The sequence below is a fragment of the Peribacillus sp. QJM3NY_7 genome, assembly GCF_056173225.1.
The window spans coordinates 521,186-543,099 of the sequence record NZ_CM149663.1; the positions used below are offsets into that span (position 1 = coordinate 521,186).

20 protein-coding genes and 1 other annotated feature are annotated in these 21,914 nt (G+C 42.6%); of the genes, 16 read left to right on the plus strand and 4 right to left on the minus strand.

All coding sequences use genetic code 11. From position 1 onward, the window contains the following. Positions 1 to 416 precede the first annotated feature (416 nt). The 14 genes from AC0VX1_RS02560 to AC0VX1_RS02625 all read left to right on the plus strand — a co-directional run bounded on the left by AC0VX1_RS02560 (position 417) and on the right by AC0VX1_RS02625 (position 13,173). Positions 417 to 1,256 (plus strand): YitT family protein, encoded by an 840-nt coding sequence (locus tag AC0VX1_RS02560; protein ID WP_328130088.1) that lies wholly within the window; start codon positions 417 to 419, stop codon positions 1,254 to 1,256. Positions 1,257 to 1,410: 154 nt separating this feature from the next. Next, entirely contained in the window at positions 1,411 to 1,596 is a 186-nt protein-coding gene (locus tag AC0VX1_RS02565) for a hypothetical protein (RefSeq protein WP_034305959.1), read from the plus strand. Between the two features lie 358 nt (positions 1,597 to 1,954). Then, on the plus strand, positions 1,955 to 3,244 hold the full coding sequence (locus AC0VX1_RS02570) for an ABC transporter substrate-binding protein (protein WP_098184943.1): 1,290 nt from the start codon (positions 1,955 to 1,957) through the stop codon (positions 3,242 to 3,244). A 148-nt stretch (positions 3,245 to 3,392) separates the two neighbouring features. Next, on the plus strand, positions 3,393 to 4,253 hold the full coding sequence (locus AC0VX1_RS02575; protein ID WP_034305954.1) for a carbohydrate ABC transporter permease: 861 nt from the start codon (positions 3,393 to 3,395) through the stop codon (positions 4,251 to 4,253). Further along, complete coding sequence (locus AC0VX1_RS02580) at positions 4,253 to 5,071, plus strand: carbohydrate ABC transporter permease (RefSeq protein WP_057278543.1); 819 nt, start codon at positions 4,253 to 4,255, stop codon at positions 5,069 to 5,071. Before AC0VX1_RS02575 ends, AC0VX1_RS02580 begins: the two co-directional genes overlap by 1 nt. A gap of 57 nt (positions 5,072 to 5,128) precedes the next feature. Next, positions 5,129 to 6,163 carry a LacI family DNA-binding transcriptional regulator gene (locus tag AC0VX1_RS02585; protein WP_098184992.1) on the plus strand — a complete coding sequence of 345 codons (1,035 nt, stop codon included), beginning with the start codon at positions 5,129 to 5,131 and terminating at the stop codon, positions 6,161 to 6,163. Between the two features lie 226 nt (positions 6,164 to 6,389). Continuing rightward, a complete protein-coding gene (locus tag AC0VX1_RS02590; RefSeq protein ID WP_098184942.1) occupies positions 6,390 to 7,118 on the plus strand; it encodes a ThuA domain-containing protein in 729 nt (242 codons plus the stop codon). A 13-nt stretch (positions 7,119 to 7,131) separates the two neighbouring features. Further along, entirely contained in the window at positions 7,132 to 8,154 is a 1,023-nt protein-coding gene (locus tag AC0VX1_RS02595; protein ID WP_063592249.1) for a Gfo/Idh/MocA family protein, read from the plus strand. A gap of 17 nt (positions 8,155 to 8,171) precedes the next feature. Then, positions 8,172 to 9,212 carry a Gfo/Idh/MocA family protein gene (locus AC0VX1_RS02600; protein WP_034305944.1) on the plus strand — a complete coding sequence of 347 codons (1,041 nt, stop codon included), beginning with the start codon at positions 8,172 to 8,174 and terminating at the stop codon, positions 9,210 to 9,212. 21 nt (positions 9,213 to 9,233) lie between these two features. Then, entirely contained in the window at positions 9,234 to 10,202 is a 969-nt protein-coding gene (locus AC0VX1_RS02605; RefSeq protein ID WP_413022641.1) for a sugar phosphate isomerase/epimerase family protein, read from the plus strand. 519 nt (positions 10,203 to 10,721) lie between these two features. Further along, positions 10,722 to 11,042, plus strand: coding sequence for a PadR family transcriptional regulator (locus tag AC0VX1_RS02610; RefSeq protein ID WP_016131412.1), 321 nt, complete (start codon positions 10,722 to 10,724; stop codon positions 11,040 to 11,042). A 65-nt stretch (positions 11,043 to 11,107) separates the two neighbouring features. Continuing rightward, a complete protein-coding gene (locus AC0VX1_RS02615; RefSeq protein ID WP_475469749.1) occupies positions 11,108 to 11,461 on the plus strand; it encodes a DUF1048 domain-containing protein in 354 nt (117 codons plus the stop codon). Positions 11,462 to 11,661: 200 nt separating this feature from the next. Continuing rightward, positions 11,662 to 12,423, plus strand: a complete 762-nt coding sequence (locus tag AC0VX1_RS02620; RefSeq protein ID WP_475469751.1) for an ABC transporter ATP-binding protein — start codon at positions 11,662 to 11,664, stop codon at positions 12,421 to 12,423. Next, positions 12,424 to 13,173 (plus strand): ABC transporter permease, encoded by a 750-nt coding sequence (locus AC0VX1_RS02625; protein WP_413022639.1) that lies wholly within the window; start codon positions 12,424 to 12,426, stop codon positions 13,171 to 13,173. A gap of 472 nt (positions 13,174 to 13,645) precedes the next feature. Here the strand turns inward: AC0VX1_RS02625 and rluF are convergent, their stop codons facing one another. The 4 genes from rluF to brnQ all read right to left on the minus strand — a co-directional run bounded on the left by rluF (position 13,646) and on the right by brnQ (position 17,903). After that, positions 13,646 to 14,353, minus strand: coding sequence for a 23S rRNA pseudouridine(2604) synthase RluF (gene rluF, locus AC0VX1_RS02630; RefSeq protein WP_095678686.1), 708 nt, complete (start codon positions 14,351 to 14,353; stop codon positions 13,646 to 13,648). Between the two features lie 115 nt (positions 14,354 to 14,468). Beyond that, positions 14,469 to 15,368: a DMT family transporter gene (locus AC0VX1_RS02635; RefSeq protein ID WP_106027516.1), complete on the minus strand. Its 900-nt coding sequence runs from the start codon at positions 15,366 to 15,368 to the stop codon at positions 14,469 to 14,471. Between the two features lie 148 nt (positions 15,369 to 15,516). Further along, the gene (locus AC0VX1_RS02640) at positions 15,517 to 16,449 is read right to left on the minus strand and encodes an aldo/keto reductase (protein WP_098184936.1); all 933 of its coding nucleotides are present in this window, start codon (positions 16,447 to 16,449) and stop codon (positions 15,517 to 15,519) included. A 122-nt stretch (positions 16,450 to 16,571) separates the two neighbouring features. Then, positions 16,572 to 17,903 carry a branched-chain amino acid transport system II carrier protein gene (gene brnQ / locus AC0VX1_RS02645; RefSeq protein WP_475469755.1) on the minus strand — a complete coding sequence of 444 codons (1,332 nt, stop codon included), beginning with the start codon at positions 17,901 to 17,903 and terminating at the stop codon, positions 16,572 to 16,574. A 98-nt stretch (positions 17,904 to 18,001) separates the two neighbouring features. Then, positions 18,002 to 18,248 (minus strand) — a binding site (T-box leader). Between the two features lie 207 nt (positions 18,249 to 18,455). Between brnQ and AC0VX1_RS02650 the strand changes: the two genes are divergently transcribed. After that, complete coding sequence (locus AC0VX1_RS02650; RefSeq protein WP_164468807.1) at positions 18,456 to 18,629, plus strand: hypothetical protein; 174 nt, start codon at positions 18,456 to 18,458, stop codon at positions 18,627 to 18,629. Positions 18,630 to 19,123: 494 nt separating this feature from the next. Then, a complete protein-coding gene (locus AC0VX1_RS02655; protein WP_475469757.1) occupies positions 19,124 to 21,865 on the plus strand; it encodes a GTP-binding protein in 2,742 nt (913 codons plus the stop codon). Positions 21,866 to 21,914: the final 49 nt, after the last annotated feature.

Below are 21,914 nucleotides of genomic sequence, written 5' to 3' on the forward strand. Positions count from 1 at the left end.
GCCATTCTCCTTTTTATATGTCAACTAAAATTAATATAGGTTAACACATAAAATATTCTAATCATGACTCAATGAAACTGTCAAGCTTTGAAAACGAGCATGAGAATAAAGTAATGATCCATTAATCTGGGAGAATTCAAGGGTCGGAAAAGGCTGGTAGATTATTTAGGTCCCAGCCAGGAACATGAATCTAACCAGAAAAATCAGTTTAAGGAGAATCGGGCAGCGGTGGTTTTGTTGAGCTAATGTATAAAAATATGTATTAAGCTCGTTCATTGAAGATAATCTAACTTCCAAGGTAGTCTTTTTGTTAAACCTTCAAATCTTTGAAGGATTAAATGGAATTCCATGTTACTATAGAGCAGTGAAATTTAACAGAATTCACATTAACCATTACATAAAGGAAGGGTATAAATATGAAAAAGATTTCTTTAGATGTTTTCTTTATATTAATAGGAGCTTTTATTTTCGCTTTGGCAATAAATCTTTTCGTCATTCCCAATGAGCTTGGTGAGGGAGGGGTCACAGGGATAACCATCATACTGTTTTATCTTTTTGAATGGTCACCAGGGCTGTTAAGTTTGATCATTAACGCTTTCCTGCTCATTGTCGGTTATAAATTTTTGTCGAAAATGACAACGGTATATACAATCGTAGCCGTTGCCTTTAATTCACTTTTCCTTCATTTAACTGAAAGCTGGACGATTTCTTCAGATGAATTGGTCATCAATGCGATATTTGGCGGGGTTTTTGCCGGTGCAGGTATTGGCATGATCATTCGTGTTGGAGGCACTACTGCCGGTACGACGATCCTTGCCCGAATTACGAATAAGTATTTGGGATGGAGCTTAAGCTACGGACTTCTGTTTTTCGATTTAATCGTTGCGTTCTCATCTTATTTCATAATTGGCGCTGAAGGTCTGATGCTCACTATACTAATGCTTTATATTGGAACAAAAACGATGGAATTCATCATTGAGGGATTGAACCCGAAAAAAGCGATCACCATCATTTCAAAAGAAGCGGACCAGATTGCAAAACAAGTAACCGAATTGATGGACCGGGGGGTCACTGTTTTTAGCGGTCATGGATACTATACAAAAGAATCCAAGGATATTTTATATATCGTTATAAGTAAGCAAGAGGTACTGAAGTTAAAGAGAATAGTGCAGTCAACGGATAGCAATGCTTTTATAGCCATACATGATGTTCGGGACGTATTCGGTGAAGGTTTCCTGGATATATCGAAGTCCTGATGGTAATTATGTATAAGCGAAATGAAAAGGCCTAATTAGGCTTTTTTATTTTGTATGGCGAAAAGTCTATAAATTCTGAATAATTTGTTATATTATGTAAGTAAGAAACCACACACCCTGAGGAGTGCAGCCATTAAATGTGGAGGTGTCCAAGATGATCCTTTTAAAAGTGGATGACAGAAAGTTTGGGAAAAGCAATATCAAGTACAGTGTCGTTGATAAGGAAACGAATGAATTGATCATTAGCGGTGTGTTTAAGGAATTTGGACAAGCAAGCGATAAATATTATGAATTGAAGGATGAATACGGTCCTTCCAATGTGAAGATGATATTGAAGTGAAAAGAGGGGGACCGACGGGTTTCCCTTTTTCGTATAATGCCGGGAATGAAAATGCCCGTACAATTAATAATTGGATAAAGGAATAATCAAAGGTTTCTGAATCATATAATTAGATTAAGAGAGATCTTAACATCCTTTTTTTACAATATACTACAATTTTATTGTAAAGTATGGAATTTGGTGGTAATATAAAGCGCATAAATGTAAACGTTTGCAATGTTTTTGTGAGGGGGTGATGTAAAAGAAGTACGATAGACTATGAATTTTATAGAATGAATGGCTTTTATTTTACTAATTTTATGCAAACGTTTTCTTAAAATTGCATGAATATTATGAGAAAAAGGGAGAGTGGGTAGGCATGAAGCGTAAAAAATGGTACGGGGGAATTCTTACTGTTTTATTGATTTTTAGTGTGATTTTGGCTGGATGCTCTTCTTCAACAGGCGGAAACAGCGACTCAAAGGACGTCGTGACGCTGGATATATTTCAATTCAAGGTAGAATTCAAGTCGCAATTCGAGACATTGGCAAAACAATATGAAAAAGAAAATCCAAATGTGAAAATCAAGGTATCGACAGTCGGCGGCGGAAATGATTATAAATCAGCCATTACGGCAAAGTTCGCTTCAGGTGAGGAGCCAGCGGTGTTTAACATTGGCGGACCGGTAGATGTCGCACAATATAAAGATAGATTAACAGATTTAAAGGACACGAAGGCTGCTGCTGCAGCGCTTGACGGTACTTTGGATGGCGTGGAAGAGGACGGGCAAGTCCTTGGACTTCCATTTAACCAGGAAGGATACGGCTTGATTTATAACAAACGGATATTTAAAGAAGCCGGAATTAATCCTGATGACATTACAAGTTATGAAACATTAGAGGCGGCAGTTAAGAAAATCGATTCACAAAAAGACAAATTGAAAATCGATGCAGTTTTCGCTTATCCGGTCAAAGAGAAGTGGGTGACAGGAAACCATTTATCCAATGTATTCTTATCACCGGAGTTTGATGGGAATGTGTTAGAAGCAAGTAAGGCACCAACGGTTAAATTCACGGATGGTGACAAGTTTAAACAATTGGTCGATATCCAAAATGAGTATTCCGTCCAGCCGACTGCAAGTCTTGATTACTCCCAACAAGTGGAGGAGCTGTTCTCGCTTGAAAAGGTTGCGATCATTCAGCAAGGTAACTGGGTGTATAACACAGTCTATGATATGGATCCTGAGTTAGCTGAAAAGGGAATTGGCATCATCCCGATTCCAAATGGAGACAATGCAGGCATGCCGGTCGGTGTACCGAACTATTGGGCAGTGAACAAGAAATCGGATGAAAAGGTACAGGAAGCAGCCAAGAAGTTCCTAGACTGGATGTATACATCCGAAGCAGGGAAAAAAGCTGTTTTGGAAGATTTTAAATTCATTCCTGCTTATGAAGGATATGATGTAGAAAAAATTGCCGATCCAATTTCAAAAGAAATTTATAAATACTCTCAAGAAGGAAATACGATTGGGTGGGTATTTAATGGATATCCGGTCGGTTGGAATGATGATCTTGGTGCAAGTGTCCAAAAATACGTAACTGGTAAATTGACTTGGGAGGAACTTGTCCAACAGAACATTGAAAATTGGGAGAAGATTCATAGCAAATAAGAGTTGGGAAATGCAAGTGACCAATCGGCAAGAAAAACGTGTCGATTGGTTGTTCCTTCTTATAGAAAAGTCGCAAAGGGATTCATCAAATAACCCAGTCATGATCTAACCCATTAACTATTAAATTATTTCAAGGAGGTCGGTTTCGTTGAGAAATCGGGATGCCGCATATTGGCTGTTTTTAACACCTGTTCTTGCTGCACTCATTTTGGTTGTGATCGTGCCACTTATCTACGGATTTTATTATTCCTTTACGAATTGGAACGGTTTAGGGACACCGGATTTCATCGGTTTTAAGAATTATATAGACTTGTTTACGGATAAAGGGTTCCTTGATACATTTTGGTTCACGATTAAATTTTCCGTAGCGGCAATTGTGGTAATCAATATCATCGGATTAAGTTTGGCTCTCATCGTGACTTCGAAAATTAAATCAAGCAACATATTGCGGACAGTTTTCTTTATGCCCAATTTAATTGGCGGCTTGATACTCGGCTTTATTTGGCAGTTCATTTTTATTAAGGTCTTCGGTGCGATTGGTGATTTGACGGGGATCGAAGCATTTAATGGGTGGTTATCGACGACTGATACCGGATTTTGGGGATTGATCATTTTAACGTCCTGGCAAATGGCCGGATATATCATGATCATTTATATCGCCTATCTTCAGGCAGTTCCTGAAGACTTGATCGAAGCGGCAAAAATTGACGGAGCGAACAGCTTCCAGCGTTTTCGCCATATAACTTTTCCGCTAGTGGCACCTGCTTTTACCGTCAGTTTGTTTTTGACGCTTTCCCACTCGTTCAAGATCTATGATCAAAACCTTTCTTTGACGAATGGAGCTCCCTATAATTCAACTGAAATGGTTGCGATGAACATTGTAAAATCCGCCTTCACCGAAAACGATATGGCATATGCACAGGCAAAAGCCGTTATCTTTTTCGTAATCGTGGCGGTCGTTTCGCTGACACAAGTCTATTTCAATAAAAAACGGGAGGTTGAGCTGTAATGAGGGGAAAATGGAAATTGTGGCTGATTGGATTCATCGGATTCATTTTGGCCATATTATGGCTCACTCCGTTTTATTTAATGCTTGTCAATGCTTTTAAAATGAAACGGGATATATTTGCCGATACATTGGGACTGCCTGAAACCTGGACATTGGAAAACTTCACTCAAGCTTTCGAGCAATTGGATTTCCTCCGGACTTTATTCAATTCTTTATTGATATCGGGCGTCAGTGTAGTCATCATCATCATCTTTTCTGCGATGGCAGCATACGCTCTTTCCCGAAACAAAAGTAAAATAAGTTCCCTGCTTTTCTTTGTGTTTGTAGCAGCCATGCTGATCCCATTTCAGTCTGTGATGATACCGCTCGTTGCCCAATTCGGACAGCTTGGGATGCTGAACAAGGCTGGACTGATTTTCATGTATTTAGGTTTTGGCTGCAGTCTATCCATATTCCTATATCATGGTACCTTAAAAGGGATTCCCCTCTCACTAGATGAGGCAGCAAAGATTGATGGTGCAAACCGATTTCAAGTATTTTGGTATATCATATTTCCACTATTAAAGCCGATGTCCATTACAGTTGGGATCTTGAATGTCATTTGGATATGGAACGACTATTTGCTGCCATCCCTTGTTATTGGCGGCGCGGGATCGGAGACCATTCCACTTAAATTATTCTTCTTCTTCGGACAATATACGAAGCAATGGCATCTCGCCTTGGCTGGACTTACTTTATCCATCATTCCAGTCATCATTGCGTACTTTTTTGCTCAGAGGCAAATTATTAAAGGAATTGCAGATGGAGCCGTTAAATAACTATTTAAATATAGGGAATATTAAACCATGTGCGGTGAACGGGGAGTGTTGATGAATTTGTCTGTTACTATAAAAGACGTTGCCAAAAAAGCAAATGTCGCTCCATCAACGGTATCGCGTGTAATCCATAACAGCCCGACAATCAGTGAAAAGACCAAGCGCAAGGTACGTAAGGTATTAAAGGAAATGGGCTATCATATGAATGAAAATGCCCGGAACTTAGTCACGAAGTCAACTAAGGCCATTGGGATCGTCATGAAAAGTTCGGCAAGGGAATCACTTTATAATCCCTTTTTTCCCGAAGTGATCCGGGGCATCGGAGATTTCTGTAATAAAGAAGGGTACAGTCTTTCTCTGACTACCGGCGAGACGGAGGATTCCATCTTTGAGGATGTCGTGAAAATGGTCCAGGGCAGAAGAGTGGATGGCATGATTGTTTTGTACTCTAAAAAGGACGATCAAGTGGTGCCGTATTTATTGAAGCAGGGCTTCCCGTTCGTTTTGATCGGGAAGCCAAGTACGAACATGAGCGGTATCACATTCATTGATAACGATAATGTTCAAGCGGCCAGGGAAGTATCGGAGTTTGTAATCAATCTTGGACATGAGCGAATCGCCTTTTTAGGAGGCAGCCCCGAGTTTGAAGTGATCCAGGACCGCTTGACAGGCTTTCAACAAGCGATGGAACAGGCCGGGGTGGATGTGCGACAGGAATATATCAAATTGATTCCTTTAAATCGAACGGATGGAATAAAGGCGATTGACGAATTGCTGGAATTGAAGGAGGCACCAACCGCTTTTTTGGTTATGGATCTTTTATTGGGTGTGCTCTTACTTGGAGTGTTAGCCGAAAAGAACTTGAAAGTGCCGCAGCAAATAAGCGTCGTCTGTTTTAACCACTCAGAATTCATAGAATTTTTAAGTACCCCGCTGACAACGGTTGATATCCATACGTATCAGTTAGGGTATGAAGCCGCAAAATGCGTGTTCGATCTTATTGCGAATCCGGAAATGATGGAAAAGAGCATCAGCATTCCTACCAAAATCATAAAGCGGGAGTCACATTTTGTTGCTGAAAAGGAAATTAAATGAAAATTGTAGAAAAGTTTTACCAATTAAAGCTTGATTTTTGCTAACATAAATTTACAATATAGATTATCACTATTATTTTTGAAAATTCATACTTTCTAAGTCAATAAGTATGTTCTTATATTTTGATCATCCCTAACGCAAACGTTTGCGTTTTGAACTAAAGAGGTAATAGTTAAACATCAAAACAAGTTGCCGTGAAATGATTCTTGAATGGAGGAGGTTGTTCATGAGAGTCCTTGTATGGAATGAGTTTCGCCACGAGAAAACAAAGCCTGAAGTAGCAAAAGTATATCCGGATGGCATCCATGGTGCAATTGCCGGCTTTTTACAAAGTGAACAGGTCGAAGTGAGGACCGCTACTCTCGATGAAGAAGAGCACGGATTAACCGAGGAAGTACTGGAACGAACCGATGTACTGCTTTGGTGGGGGCATGTTGCACATGATGAAGTTCAGGATGAAATCATTGCAAGGGTTCACAAGCGAGTACTTGAGGGAATGGGTCTCATCGTCCTCCATTCTGGTCATTTTTCAAAGATCTTCAAACGATTGATGGGAACGACTTGTGATTTGAAATGGCGGGTGGCGGATGAAAGGGAACGGCTTTGGGTAGTCGATCCGAGTCACCCTATCGTTGATGGAATCGGAGAATATATCGAGCTTGAAAAGGAAGAGATGTACGGGGAACATTTTGATATTCCTGCACCAGATCAATTAATATTCGTCAGTTGGTTTGAAGGCGGGGAGATATTCAGAAGCGGTTGCACGTATCAGCGGGGTAAAGGGAGGATTTTCTATTTCCGTCCAGGACATGAAACATATCCTACCTACCATAATCCGGAGATTCAACGTGTGATTAAAAATGCCGTTGATTGGGTCAAGCCGGAATTCGGAATCGCAACGAACTATGGTAAAGCCGAACCGTTGGAATCCATCTCATCCAAAGAGATGAAGTGAAGGAGAGAACAAAATGGGCATAGTGAAGGTAGGAGTCATTGGATGCGGGAGTATCGCAAAAAACAGGCATTTTCCGGAGTATGAATCACATCAGGAAACGGAGATCATTGCCGTTTGTGATATTGTGCCGGACCGGGCGAATGCAGCAGCACAAAGGTATGGAGCGCAAGCATATACTGATTATATAGAACTTTTGAAGAATGAGGAGATTGAAGCGATCAGTGTATGTACACCGAATTACCTGCATGCGCGCATCACGGTTGCGGCCTTGGAAGCGGGTAAGCATGTCCTATGTGAGAAACCAATGGCTACTTCTTTAGCAGACGCTGAAAAAATGAATGAAGCAGCAGCGAAAAGCGGCAAAATACTAATGATTGGCCATAATCAGCGATTTGTTCCCTCTCATCAAAAAGCGAAACAGCTTATTGAGAGCGGAGAGCTAGGGAAGATCTATAGCTTCCGGACGGCTTTTGGACATTCCGGGCCGGAAACCTGGAGCGTGGACGGACTGGAAAGCTGGTTTTTTAAAAAGGATCAGGCGGTCATTGGGGCAATGGGCGATTTAGGCGTTCATAAAGCTGATTTATTACGGTATATCCTTGGAGAAGAATTTGTTGAAGTGGGAGCCTTTGTGGAAACGACTGCCAAGAAAAACACGGACGTTGATGACAGTGCGGCCTGTATCCTCCGGACGGAGAACGGTATCATCGGAACTCTTACCGCCAGCTGGTCTTATGCAAAAGAAGACAATGCTACGGTCATTTATGCGGAAAAAGCGGTATTGCGCCTTGAAGACGATCCGAAATACTCACTGATCATCCATCATGATAATGGAAAGACAGAAACCATCCAATTAGGAAGCATCCAGACTAATGACTCAGAAGGACAGCATGATTCCGAAGTGATCAGCCACTTTGTAAAATGTGTGGTGGACAATGAGGAGCCTCTTGTCTCAGGAGTTGAAGGATTAAAGTCATTAAAAGTTATTCTTGGCGCGATGGAATCAAATGCATCCCGAAAAATCATCCGCTTATAAAGGGGTTAAAAGTCATCATGTACAAATTAAAAATGGGTATTATCGGTGCTGGCGGAATTGCCCAAAAAAGGCATATCCCAGCTTTTCAAAAATTTCAAGATAAAGTGGTTTTATACGCCATTCAGGATATAGATGAAATGAAGGCGCGGGAAGTGGCACGGGAATTTCATATCGAAAAGGTTTTCACGAATTATGAAGAAATGTTTGCTGAAGTGGATGCTGTTACAATCGCAACGCCAAACAAGTTTCACGCTGAGATTTCCATTGCTGCCCTGCAAGCGGGTGTACATGTGTTATGCGAAAAGCCGATGGCCATTACAACCGAGGAATGTTTAGCGATAACCGAGGCTGCAAACATATCCGGTAAAGTGTTATCGACTGCCTATCATTACCGCTTCATGAAGGAAGCCCAGGCTGCAAAGAAAATGATTCAGGCCGGAGAAATCGGTGAACCGTATGTAGCGCGTGTACAGGCAATCAGGCGGCGCAAAGTCCCTGGATGGGGAGTTTTTACAAGCAAGGAATTGCAAGGCGGGGGAAGCGTGATCGATTACGGCTGCCATTTGCTCGATTTGGCATTATGGCTGATGGATGACCCAGAACCGATTGAAATCGTAGGTTCGACATATAATTATGTCAGTAAGGGTGTCGATCAGGTCAATTTATGGGGCAATTTCGATGCCTCGGTATTTGAAGTGGATGACCATGCCACGGCATATATCAAATTTGCCAACGGAGCATCTCTATTATTCGAAACATCTTGGGCCGCGAATATCCGTGAAGAAGCAACTGTTTTGAGTTTATCCGGAACGCAGGGCGGACTTGATGTATTTCCGCTGGTCTTGAATCAGGCTAAGCACGGCATGCTTTTAAACAGTGAGGCAGTATGGATGCCAGGAGAGGATACACCAGACCTGCAACAGGCAGAGAACTTTATCAACAGCTGCCTGGGGTTAGCGGAACCATTGGTAAAACCATCGGAAGCCATGAAAGTTTCGAAAATAATCGAAGCGATTTATCAAAGCTCGGCAAGTGGGAAGGTCATGAGCATAAATTAATGAAAAGGTGAGGTGGGGCATGTGAAATTAGGGATCTTTACAGTGCTATTTGCTCAAAAACCATTCGAGGATATGCTTGATTATGTCGCGGATTCCGGATTAAAAACAGTTGAAATCGGTACAGGCGGGTATCCAGGGAATATCCATTGTCCACTCGATGAACTGCTCGAAAGTGAAGAAAAGCGCCAAGAATACCTCGAAGCCGTTCAAACAAGAGGGTTAACGATCAGTGCATTCAGCTGCCATGGCAATCCAATCTCTCCTGATGAAACCTTCGCTAAAGAAAGTGATGAAACACTGATCAAAACAATCAAACTTGCATCCTTACTGAACGTCCCGGTCGTCAATACCTTTTCTGGTACAGCGGGTGATCACGAAGGAGCTAAATATCCAAACTGGCCCGTAGCCCCATGGCCGAATGAGTATACAGATGTGCTGAAATGGCAATGGGAAGAAAAATTGATCCCCTATTGGAAGAAAGTGGCCGCCATTGCCGATGAACACAATATAAAAATCGGCCTTGAACTGCATGGGGGCTTTCTCGTCCACACACCCTACACCTTATTAAAACTGCGGGAAGCTACATCTGATGCAATAGGCGCCAACCTTGATCCAAGCCATCTTTGGTGGCAGGGCATCGAACCAGTCGGAGCCATCAAAATCCTAGGGAAAGCGGGAGCAATCTACCACTTCCACGCAAAAGACACATACCTGGATCAGGATAACATCAATATGTATGGATTGACCGACATGCAGCCTTATGGCAATATCCAGAGCCGTGCCTGGAACTTCCGCTCTGTAGGATGCGGCCACAGCCTGCAAGAGTGGTCCGACATCATGAGCGCCCTTCGCACATACGGTTACGATTACGTCGTCAGCATCGAACACGAAGATCCGCTGATGTCAGTTGAAGAAGGATTCCAACGGGCCGTAACCAATCTGAAAACTGTACTCATCAACGAAAGTCCAACTGATTTATGGTGGGTATAATTTAGAGCCGAAAAGAGCAGCCTAATGCAGGTTGCTTTTTATTTTCGCCCTCACTCGTGCAAAAGTGGATAAGTGAAATTTACGAGTAAAAGCGTGAAACTCACGAGTAAAACAGTATAATTCACGAGTAAAACAGCATAATTCACGAGTAAAAGTGCGAAACTCACGAGTAAAAGCATAAAATTCACGAGTAAAAGCGTGAAACTCACGGATAAAACGAGTAAAACAGCATAATTTACGTCTGCTGTATCGAGAGAGCTAGTTTTTTTAAAAAATCACAGTCACCCTACTGCGTGTTACAGCATACCTTGTAGTAAGTAACGCAAGATACCAATATCACCGAGTAGTGAAGTTGCAGAAATATTTTTAAGAAAGAAAGTTGACACCTCTGCTACTCGGTGTTACAGTTTAGTTGTAATAAGTAATACTAAATAGCGTGATTTCCCAAAAGCTATTCAGTATAAAAATTCCCCGCGGATCTACGTTTTAATATAAGTCACAAAATAGAGGAGGCTGAGCATGGAAAATTTAACTGAAATGCTGAAGGGTTCGCTGGAAGGCTGCGTGCTGGAAATCATCAGCCGCCATGAAACCTATGGCTACGAGATTACCCGCCGCCTGAACGAGCTTGGGTTTACTGAAGTCGTGGAAGGGACGGTCTACACCATCCTCGTGCGATTAGAAAAGAAAAAACTGGTGAACATAGAGAAGAAACCGTCAGATATGGGGCCGCCCCGCAAGTTTTACTCACTTAATGAGGCTGGACGCCAGGAACTTGAATTGTTTTGGAAAAAATGGGATTTTGTATCATCAAAAATCAATGTCTTAAAGTCAATCTAGCTTCATAAGATATTCCGTACGCTATTTTTGGAGTGTCTTGTTTATAAAAAAGGAGGATAAATAACATGATGGAATTATTCAAAAAAGTGATTGGTGATAAAAAAGAGTATAAAATGATGATGGCACGGGTTGAAGCTCTGCCAGAGGACTACCAATTTGTATTTAAGAAAATTCAAAACTATATGTGGAATTTCTCAGCGGGCAACGGGATGGATATGCTGCACATGCAGTATGAATTAATCGAGTTGTTCGAAGCCGGTGCTGCGGAAGGCAGGCAAGTGCTAGAAATCACTGGGGACGATGTGGCGTCCTTTGCCGACGAACTAGTGGCAAATGCTAGAACCTATTTCGCCAAGTATCGTGAGGATTTGAATGACAGTATCATGAAGCGATTGGGAAAAAATAAATTCAATAAATAATTCCGACTGAATAGCTGGTTACAAATGTGAAATGCCACCTTCGCTATTCAGTTATATTTTTAACCTGGTAGTAAGTTATACAGATTATCAGTCAGACTAAATAGAGGAGAATGGGCAACCTAGTCCGCTGGGCGCTCGGAAGGATAAATTCGAAATCTTACAAGCGGCATTACTGCTTAATTAAAAGGAGGAAAAAAAGTATGAGCCATGCAGTGATTACTGTAAAAGGGTTAAAAAAATCCTTTAAAGACAATGAAGTTTTAAAGGGGGTGGATTTTGAGGTGCGGCGTGGCGAAATTTTTGCCCTGCTGGGCTCAAATGGAGCGGGCAAGACGACGACGGTCAACATCCTCTCGACGCTGATGAAGTCCGATGGCGGCGAAGTAGGTATTTGCGGCTTTGACGTTCAGCGTGAACCGGATCATGTTCGCCAGAGCATCAGCCTGACAGGACAGTTTGCAGCTTTGGACGGCATGCTCACCGGGCGGGAAAACCTGCTGATGATCGCCAAATTGCGGGGAGTTTCCAATCCCGCTCAAGTCGCCGACAATCTGCTTGCGAGATTCAGCCTGACCGATGCGGCCAACCGCCGGGCGGATAAATATTCCGGCGGGATGAAGCGCCGGCTTGACATCGCCATGAGCCTGATCGGGACGCCAGCAGTCATTTTTCTCGACGAACCGACGACAGGGCTTGACCCCGAAGCCCGGATTGAAGTCTGGGATACGGTCAAGGAGCTAGCTGGCGGAGGCACGACAATTCTGCTGACGACCCAGTACCTGGAGGAAGCCGAACAACTGGCGGACCGTATCGCCATCCTGCATGGCGGAAAAATCATCTCGACCGGGACCCTTACCGAACTCAAGGAGATGTTCCCGCCAGCGAAAGTAGAGTACATCGAGAAGCAGCCGACATTGGAGGGAATTTTCCTCGCAATCATCGGCAAAAAGGAGGAGATGTAAATGAATAGCAAAACAGGGGTATTACTAGGGCGTTTAATGCGCAACATCATGCGCAGCCCGGATACGATTATCACGGTGGCGATTACGCCAATTATGATGATGTTGCTGTTTGTCTACGTATTTGGCGGCGCCATAGAGGCAGGCACGGACAACTATGTCAATTATTTATTGCCGGGAATCTTGCTGATGGCTATCGCATCCGGCGTCGCTTACACTTCAGTAAGGCTGTTTTCGGATGTAAAGAGCGGGTTGATGGCGCGTTTCATTACCATGCCCATCAAGCGCTCGTCGGTATTGTGGGCTCACGTGTTGACCTCGCTAATATCCAATTTGCTTACTGTCGTCGTGGTTATCCTCGTCGCACTCTTGATGGGCTTCCGTTCCAGCGCTGATATCCTGGCTTGGCTAGCGGTAGCTGGGATAATCGTGCTGTTTACGCTGGCGCTGACATGGCTGGCGGTCATTCCTGGATTGACAGCGGGGTCTTTGGAAGGGGCGACAGCCTACTCGTACCCGCTGATTTTCCTGCCGTTTATCAGTTCGGCCTTTGTCCCCACCGAAACCATGCCTAAAGTTGTCCGTGCGTTCGCCGAGAACCAGCCAGTGACTTCAATCGTGAATGCGATTCGTGCCCTTTTGTATGAAGGGTCTGTTGGGAACGATATCTGGATTTCGCTTGCCTGGTGTGTCGGCATCATGGTCATCGCTTACTTCTTCGCCAGTAAAGTATTTAAACGCCAGTTCGGGTAAGTACACCATTATCGGATTGGTCATTTCATAGTCAGCCGATGCGATGAATGCATCACTTGAAAGTCTGTTTAAATGCCGGGGCAACCATCGATGAAATCATGGAAACCTTCTAAATTGGTGTGATTGGTGGCGGCCAATTATCCCATCATGGGATTTGCCATACTTGCTTTAGAAGAATTTACAGCAAAAGGGTAGTGGTCATTCGGAAAGGGGAAATGAAAAGAATAAAGCCCATAGTAATTGACAGGAAAAGAGTAGATTCAGAAACAAAACCGCTTTGGTAATCAATGTCTTTAAAAATAGATTCCTTTCATTATCATAAAATGCGTGGAGCTCCCCGCGGAATTCACGAGTAAAAGTGCAAAACTCACGAGTAAATCTGCAAAACTACGAATAAAAGCAAAATGATTGCTGAAAATAATCCTGAAATTAAAAAAGCGATGCCCCCGGAATTCTGGGGGCATCTTCATTATCATCTTTTCCTAGGGGAATAATCCAATTCCTTAAATAGTTCCGTCAATTCATCCTCGGTCAGGTCGCGCCATTGTCCGATCGCCAGTCCGTCCAGATGGATGTTCATGATCCGGATTCGATGTAAATCACGGACTTCATAACCTAGTGCGGAGCACATACGGCGGATTTGTCTGTTCAGTCCTTGCATTAAAGTGATGTTAAATGTGTATTTGGTCAACTGCTCAACTTTACAAGGAAGTGTTTTTGTATCCAAAATCTCCACTCCGGATGACATATCTTTGATGAAGGAAGCGGTAAGTGGCTTATCCACGGTTACGATGTATTCTTTTTCATGCTTGTTTTCTGCACGAAGGATTTCATTAACGATATCTCCGTCATTTGTAAGAAGGATCAGACCGCTTGAGTCTTTGTCCAGCCGTCCGATATGAAAAATGCGAAGCGGATGATTTACAAAATCAACGATGTTCCCTTTTATGTGTTTTTCGGTCGTACTTGTAATCCCTATCGGTTTATTCAGTGCAATATAGACATTTTGCTGTTCGACTTTTATCGGCTTGCCGTCCACCCGGACATCATCGCCGGATTCAGCTTGACTGCCGAGCTCAGCTACAGTGCCATTAATCGTCACACGGCCCTCGGCTATCCATTTGTCTGCGCCTCGTCGCGAGGTAATTCCGGATTCACTGATAAATTTATTGATCCTCAACTAAAGCACACCTTTACATTCAGATTTTCTTCTTTAAAGGATAACGTAAATCATGGTGCATAGACAAGGGGAAAAGATAAGAAAGCGTTCGTTGATGTGTATCACAGGATGCCCTTTACATGTTCTTCGTGACAGCTGACGGATCTGCTTTTTTCTTTTTGCTTGTCAGGTAGACGCCGAGGAAAACAAGGAGGCCACCGAGGGTTTGGATGGTCGTAATCGCATGACCCAAAATAAGGCTAAGAATGGCGGTAAATACAGCAATCAGATTTAGATAAATCCCAGCCTGGCCGGCATTGATATGGCGAAGGGAAATATTCCAGAAAATAAATGAGCCGACAGAAGGGAAAATCCCGATATATAAAAGACCGGTGATGGCTTTACTGCTTAAATCAAGGTTCATTCCCGAGCCAATGGCAAATGGAGCAATGAGAAACAAACCGAGAAATACGGAAACGGCAGTAGCTGAGATGATCGGAATGTTTTTCAGTTTTTTACCGATTATAGAATAGAAGGTCCAAACGAGAATCGCCAGGATCATCAATAGGTCGCCTTTATTATAATTGAGCTGGAATATATCCAGAAGGTGTCCTTTTGTCAAGACCAATAAAACGCCGAATAAAGATATGATAAGTCCAAGTGCATGTAGGGATGAAATTTTCTCCTTTAACAGCAAAGCGGAAAAAAGAACAATTAATGCAGGGTTCATGGAATTGACAAGAGCTGCATTCATGGAAGTTGTATAGGTCAGAGCCCAATAAAGGAAAAAATTATAACTGATGATTCCGAGTACACCCATGACTAATAGTAATTTCCAGGCTTTCCATACACTCTTCCAGTCTGGTTTTTCAATCCATTGCGCTAATGGAAACAATAAGAAAACGGCGATTAGCCATCGCGCAAAGGTTAGTTGGATCGGGGAAAGTTCGGTCACAACGTACTTTCCGAATATATAATTACCGGCCCAGAACAAATTTGCCAAGATAAGAAATAAAATAACAATAGATTTTTTCATCAGACTGCCTCTCCCTAAATTTATGGAATATTCACTAAATATAGCAAAATAGGGGTACCTAAGCAATATAGGGGGCCTTATCAGTCAATTTTGGACAGGATAAAAAGGCCGTTCAACTTTAGCTGAACAGCCTTTTCACACATCTATATTAAGCGAAAATGGCACTGATTTCGGCGATTTCATCCATGGTTAAATCGACGTCCAATGCTTGTAGGTTGCGTGTGACCTGTTCTGGTTTTTTCGCTCCGGGAATCAGTACATCTATCGAGTGCCTGGTTAAATACCAAGCTAGTACGACATCGGCGACATCGGTATGCTTCCTGTTGGCAATCGCCCGTACTTCTTCCACTTTTTGCAGGTTGCTTACAAAGGCTTGTCCTTGGAAAAGCGGACTTTTTGCCCGGCCGTCATCGAATGTTGAATCCTGATTGTATTTGCCGCCGAGCAAACCGGAAGCAAGGGGGAAATAAGGAATGAAGGAAATATCATTTTCGGCTGTATAGGGAAGCAGGTCTTGTTCTGCCTCCCGTTTGAATAGATTGTACTCGGATTGCAGGACATCGACATAGCCGTCTTTATTCGCTTCCTTCAATTGTTCAAACGAAAAGTTAGAGACGCCGATTGACTTTATCTTGCCTGCATCCTTCAATTCCTTTAAGGCACCTACTGCTTCATCTTTAGGGGTATCACCATCAGGGAAATGGATATAGAATAAGTCGATGTAGTCTGTTTGGAGCCTTTTTAGACTCGAGTCCACGGCATTTTTCAGAAAAGCGGGAGAGTTATCAAAAACGATGCTGCCATCGACAAATTTGTGTGCCCCTTTAGTGGCAAGGACTATGTCTTCGCGTTTGCGGCTCTCTTTAAGGATTTCACCGATAAGTTCTTCTGAACGTTCAGGACCGTAAATGTAAGCTGTATCCCAAAAGTTGATTCCTTCTTCCAATGCCGTTCTCAAAACATCCCTTCCTGTATCCTCACTTAGATTAGGGAAAAGGTTATGTCCGCCAATTGCATTCGTGCCAAGGCCAATCGGGTTTACATACAGATCTGTTTTACCAATACGGGTTTGCTTAGACATATTACTTATCATCTCCTTTGACACCATCATAACAAAAAGCCGTTGCTGATTTCCAAAATAAAGCAATGAAGGTGTGTACAAAATAAGCAGATGACCGGAAAGATCACCTGCTTACTTCATTATTATAGTGTTTCGACTTCCAACTCCTCAGCGGAAGCTGTTTGTCCGATTTGACTTAGCAGAATGCCAAGGGCTGTACCGACGAGAGCAGGGATGACCCATTCCATGCCGTAAGCGGAAAGGGGAAGGACATCAGTCAAGGTTTGTACGGGTCCTAATTGTAAGCCAAAAGCATTCAGCCCATCCATCAAGGCGAAGACTCCTGTGAAAGTCATTGCACTGCGATAAACCTTCTTCGGATTTTTGAAATGACGGCTGAAGAATGTCAGGACAATCAGGACGATCGTTAGCGGATAAGCCATCACAAGGAATGGTACCGATACTTTCAGAATTTGATTCAGACCCATATTTGAAAGGATGAAACCGACGATTGTTACAATCAGAATGACGGTTTTATAGTTCAGCTTGGGGAAAAGGTTCGAGAAATACTGTCCGCAAGCAGTCGTCAACCCGACAACGGTGGTGAAGCATGCCAAAGTGAAAATGATGCCAAGAAGGGCCTTCCCGCCGGTTCCTAGTAAAAGAGTGGAAGCGACAGTGAGGATATCCGTTCCGTTTTCGAATGACCCACCGGCCGCCATGCGTGCTCCCATTACACCTAAGGAGATATAAACTAAAGAAAGCAAAACGCCAGCGATGAGACCCGCTTTTACTGTATATCTCGTCAATTGTTTTCGTTCGGAAATCCCCCTTTGCTGGATTGAAGTAAGGATGACGATCCCAAAGGCCAAGGCAGCTAAAGCATCCATCGTATTGTAGCCTTCGATGAACCCTTTCGAAAAGGCTCCTGAAGCATATGCTTCGGTTGGAGCTTGGAAAGGAGCATCAAGCTTTACGAACCCAACGACACAGAGAATGACCATGGACAAAAGTAGAACGGGCGTGATCCAGCGTCCCATGAAGGTTTCCATTTTTTCTGGATTCAATGAAATAGCATAAACGATGATGAAAAATATGGTTGTGAACATGAATAGAAATAGTGGTTGATCCACAGAGTCGCCAAGATACGGCTTGAAGCCCATTTCATAGGCAACATTCGCATTCCGCGGAATGGCCAGAAACGGCCCGATGCTTAAATAGATTACGACCATGAACAACGTGCTGAATAGGGGATGTACTCGGGCACCGATGGTTTGTGCGCCGCCTTTAACAAGTGAGACTGCAAGAAGCACCAAAATTGGCAGGCCGACTCCGGTGGCGACAAAACCGGCGATGGCTGGCCAGAAAGAAGTTCCAGAAGATGCTCCTAAAAATGGAGGGAATATGAGATTCCCGGCTCCGAAAAACATTGAGAAAAGCATAAGGCCGATAAATAATGTGTCTGTTTTTTTCATGGTGATTTCTCCTTTTTTTAAAATGATAACTCCCGCCGACTGGCCTGAAAAAGGCTAATTAAAGTGTTTTGTGCAAATAAAAAACTCGCCCCTGAAAAATCAGGGGCGAGTTTGTGCTCGCGTTACCACCCATATTCCGCACTTCAAAGAAGCTGCGGCACTCAGTCAACGTACGAATTCATACGTGATCCATTGTAACGGCGGAAACCCGTCAAAGCCTACTGCATTTTCAGCTTTGCATCTCAGAGATGATTTTCGGATAGGCCTTGGACATCGACTTCCACCACATGTCGACTCTCTGTGGAACAGGGTTCTCATCTTACTCTTTCTCTTCATAGATTTTATAATATAAAGATAATTTAGCAAATTCTGATTATGAAGTCAACATAATTTATCATTAATCCTTTCAAAGGAGCAGGAAATTAGTCCCCATTTGGCGAAACCAACTTTATCAAGAGTGTTTTTCGAAGAAGAATAGGATATTACTCCCTATTATCTTTCTAATCGCAACTATATTATAATAGAAGGCAGAACACTAAAGGAGACAACAACATGTCTGAAAATAAAAAATTAAGCCTGGCGGATGCAGTCAAACAAAAACTGGCTCAAAAGCAAGCAGGATCAAGTAAAGATAAACTGGAAACAGGCGTTGTGAAGAAAACGAAACAGCTAAAAAGCCAGTTGACCAAAAAGCCGAATAACCAACGTAAGCGTACAGGGGTATAATCCTAATTCGTCAAAGGACAAGTACTGTTCGGAGCTTATCAGTGAGCAGTTACCTTTTATGAATGAGGGTACTGCTTTTTTATATGATACAAAAATGGGGATTAAGTAATGGACGAGCCAGAGTGACTTTGTTTTTTACCGTTTATAGGTAAGTTGAAGGGCTGGGCTTCTGGTCATTTAGAGGGATGGAGAATGGTTCGCTCACTTCTAGCTGATATGTGGTAAAACTAGAAAAACATATTTTCTCGAAAATGGAAATGACATCTCTGTATCGGTTTATTAAAAACATTACAGTTCTAGTTGGTTCTGTTTTAAAATTGTAAGAGTGGTGACATGTTGTTACCATATTGTTTTGTTAAAATAACATTTTAAGGTTTTGTAAATGATTTTTTAACTAAAGGAACCTATAAATTGAATATTAGGTCTGCTATGAGTCTTATAGAATCAGTGATTATCCTTTAATTGAAAATATGAAATATATCGGGGGAATAAAGATGGACGAACGTCTGATCGGAAAAAAATATTATGAAACGATGCTTGAGGATACAAGGAAGCATCCCATTCAAGCTTTGGGTGAAATGTTCCTCGTGGAACAAAAAAAGGAAAGATCCGATTTAACCGCAATTAGATTTGCACAAGGAGAGGTATATTTTCAGCACCATGACTATGAAGCAGCCATTTTTAAATGGGAAAACATAGAAGGGGAACTTGGTTCATGGGCGAAGAAAAACATCGCTGATGCGTATTTTGAATTGGATATGTATTCAACCGCAGAGGATATCTATAAATCCGTCGATACGGATGAATCTGTCTTGAAAACAGAAGTTCTTTTGCAGCTGTTTTCCCTGTACATAGTGGAATCGAGAAATGATTTGGCTTCCAAAGTCGTGAAAGAAGCAGTCGAGTTTCAACCAGACTACCCGAATGTCACTGAAATTGCACGCGCCTTTTTTGAAGAACAAAAGGATTGGAACAGTGCGGTGGTATTAGCGGCGAATGAAAGTATCCGTACAGAGTCAATGGGCTGGTTCGATGTGCTGAAAACGTATATCCAGCAGGGTGTTGCCCAATCGATGGAGCCGGATTATTTCTCAACTGTCCTTGGTTCGCTATACACACTCGACCAGGAACGTTTCGAGAAAATGACGGTTGCCCTTTGGAAAAATTATAAATATACGGATGCTTATTTCGAATGGTTAAGAGTGATTAATAATTTGATAGATACCATCGAATTGAACCATGCGGATGTATGGGATGAGCTTTCCGTCTATTACAGGGATGCATATGCAGGTTTGTTAGAAGGAACGCATCTAATCAAAGAATTAGGTCCTGTCGTGCCAAGGTTGCTGGAAAACTGGCTCAAAATCGCAGACGGGGAGCTTTCGCTGTTTGCGGCGGCATCCACGTTGTCCTGGAATGAAATCTTCCCGGATACGATTAATGCGCTGGTCATTCAGGATGCGGAGAGCCTGCTTTCGAAATCGCCTAAATTGGGAGGCGGACTGGAAGCGGGAGAGAAACTGTTCAATTCCATTATCCAGTGGGCTGAAGATAATGATTTAAGGGTTGGAAATAAGCTTAAATGGATGGTGGAGGGGCTTAAAGATACCAGCAATTTCAATCTCCTTCTTGCAGGAAGTACAGGAAATGGCAAGACATCCTTTATTCAGTCAATCGTTGGAGAGAGCATTGCTGCTGAGGACCATTCTTCCCTAGTCAGTGTCAAAGACGGGGATGATTTGGAAATCCTTGAAATTACCGATACAGATAGCAAAGTTGTCGAGGAGCTAACTGATTTGGATGAAACACGCCGTCAGCGCGGGACTATAGTCGATGTGACAATCATCAGTGACTACCTAAGAAATAATCATTTGCGATTATTGGATACACCGGGTTTCAATGGGGAACAAAGCGTGGAATCCGATTTCCAAGGCTATTTACATGGCAGTGATGGCCTGATGTTCGTTCTTGACGCCCGGGCTCCTTTCACCGGCAGCGAAAGGGATCTGTTATTGGAAATTCAAATGATGGCACCTAAACTGCCGATCCATTTCCTATTAAATAAAATGGATACGATATACAGTGATCAGGTCGCAGTCCGGATGGAAGACGAAACATGGGATAAAGTGAATGCATATTTCCCGAATGCGAAAGTGTTCGCTTTCTCCAAACATTATGACAGCAGGCAGCAATTGAAGGACCTTTCAGCCTTCCTTCAATCGAATTATCAAGATGATAATTGGAAGGAAAGAAGATCTGAAAAAATCCTGGCATTCATTCGTAAAACTTTATCTTATCTATTAGAAAAACGGACAGCCAATGAGCGGAAATGCGAGCATTCCATCTCTTGGAATGAGCAGATGGAAGTGAAACTGAATGGAGCGGTCAATCAACTGGCTGATCTGGAAAAAGAAAAAAGTGAAAATATCATAAGGTCGTATCGTTCGCTTAAGGACGAAGTGAAAAGTCAGCTTTATTCAAAAATTCCTGAATTACTGAGGGATTGCTCTAAATCGTTAACGGAAAGCAGTGATTTCAGTCAGGTCCATGTACAGTTAAACCAGGAAATGAATGAGCGGATTCAAAACTTCATTTCTGACAAGATCATGCCTCAATATTACCGTTCTCTTCAAGACTGGATTGCCAGTTCCCAAATGGAGTTCTCACAAAGCCAGCAGTTCATGGATGAGATGAGTGCCGGATTCAATGAATTATACAAAGAAGAACGGATTACACTGGCAGGTGACTTCAGGGTATTGGATGACTGGCGCCGTGATGCCGACCGGATGACAAGCAGTATCCGCATCGAAAACGTTAATATCCTTTTGCGCAGGACTCCATCACAATTGCTGCTCAAAGGAGCAGGTAAGCTATTTGGGGCGATACCGCAAAATAAGGCCAATATGTACAATCGTTACAAGAAATACCTGGAAAGTGAAGATTACCTGGATGTTGCCGAAATGATCACGGAACGTTTCCTAACCCAATTTGGATTGTTTGAAAAATCATTGGATCGGGACATCTCACTTTTCTATCGCAGTTCATTTGCCTTACTTCAAAAAACGATAGAGCAGACGCAGACTGAAATAAAAGACCACCAGGCTGCATTGGAGCATATGAAAGAAAATCCTGAGGTTTACCGTGATCCGATCACGTTGTTCGAAGTGAAATTAAGGCAGTTGGAGAGGCTTGAAAAAATCGAGAAAAAGCGTCTAGCCCAGCTCCAAAGAAAATAAAAATAACAGGAAACATTTCAAATATTCAAAAATCTATTGACTTTACGAC

Coding starts and splice junctions, on each gene's coding strand:
- AC0VX1_RS02650 (WP_164468807.1), top strand. CDS start 18,456: ATGTCTGAAAATAAAAAATTAAGCCTGGCGGATGCAGTCAAACAAAAA.
- AC0VX1_RS02590 (WP_098184942.1), top strand. CDS start 6,390: ATGAGAGTCCTTGTATGGAATGAGTTTCGCCACGAGAAAACAAAGCCT.
- AC0VX1_RS02620 (WP_475469751.1), top strand. CDS start 11,662: ATGAGCCATGCAGTGATTACTGTAAAAGGGTTAAAAAAATCCTTTAAA.
- AC0VX1_RS02615 (WP_475469749.1), top strand. CDS start 11,108: ATGATGGAATTATTCAAAAAAGTGATTGGTGATAAAAAAGAGTATAAA.
- AC0VX1_RS02655 (WP_475469757.1), top strand. CDS start 19,124: ATGGACGAACGTCTGATCGGAAAAAAATATTATGAAACGATGCTTGAG.
- AC0VX1_RS02600 (WP_034305944.1), top strand. CDS start 8,172: ATGTACAAATTAAAAATGGGTATTATCGGTGCTGGCGGAATTGCCCAA.
- AC0VX1_RS02610 (WP_016131412.1), top strand. CDS start 10,722: ATGGAAAATTTAACTGAAATGCTGAAGGGTTCGCTGGAAGGCTGCGTG.
- AC0VX1_RS02560 (WP_328130088.1), top strand. CDS start 417: ATGAAAAAGATTTCTTTAGATGTTTTCTTTATATTAATAGGAGCTTTT.
- AC0VX1_RS02565 (WP_034305959.1), top strand. CDS start 1,411: ATGATCCTTTTAAAAGTGGATGACAGAAAGTTTGGGAAAAGCAATATC.
- brnQ (WP_475469755.1), bottom strand. CDS start 17,903: ATGAAAAAAACAGACACATTATTTATCGGCCTTATGCTTTTCTCAATG.
- AC0VX1_RS02570 (WP_098184943.1), top strand. CDS start 1,955: ATGAAGCGTAAAAAATGGTACGGGGGAATTCTTACTGTTTTATTGATT.
- AC0VX1_RS02595 (WP_063592249.1), top strand. CDS start 7,132: ATGGGCATAGTGAAGGTAGGAGTCATTGGATGCGGGAGTATCGCAAAA.
- AC0VX1_RS02580 (WP_057278543.1), top strand. CDS start 4,253: ATGAGGGGAAAATGGAAATTGTGGCTGATTGGATTCATCGGATTCATT.
- AC0VX1_RS02640 (WP_098184936.1), bottom strand. CDS start 16,449: ATGTCTAAGCAAACCCGTATTGGTAAAACAGATCTGTATGTAAACCCG.
- AC0VX1_RS02625 (WP_413022639.1), top strand. CDS start 12,424: ATGAATAGCAAAACAGGGGTATTACTAGGGCGTTTAATGCGCAACATC.
- AC0VX1_RS02635 (WP_106027516.1), bottom strand. CDS start 15,368: ATGAAAAAATCTATTGTTATTTTATTTCTTATCTTGGCAAATTTGTTC.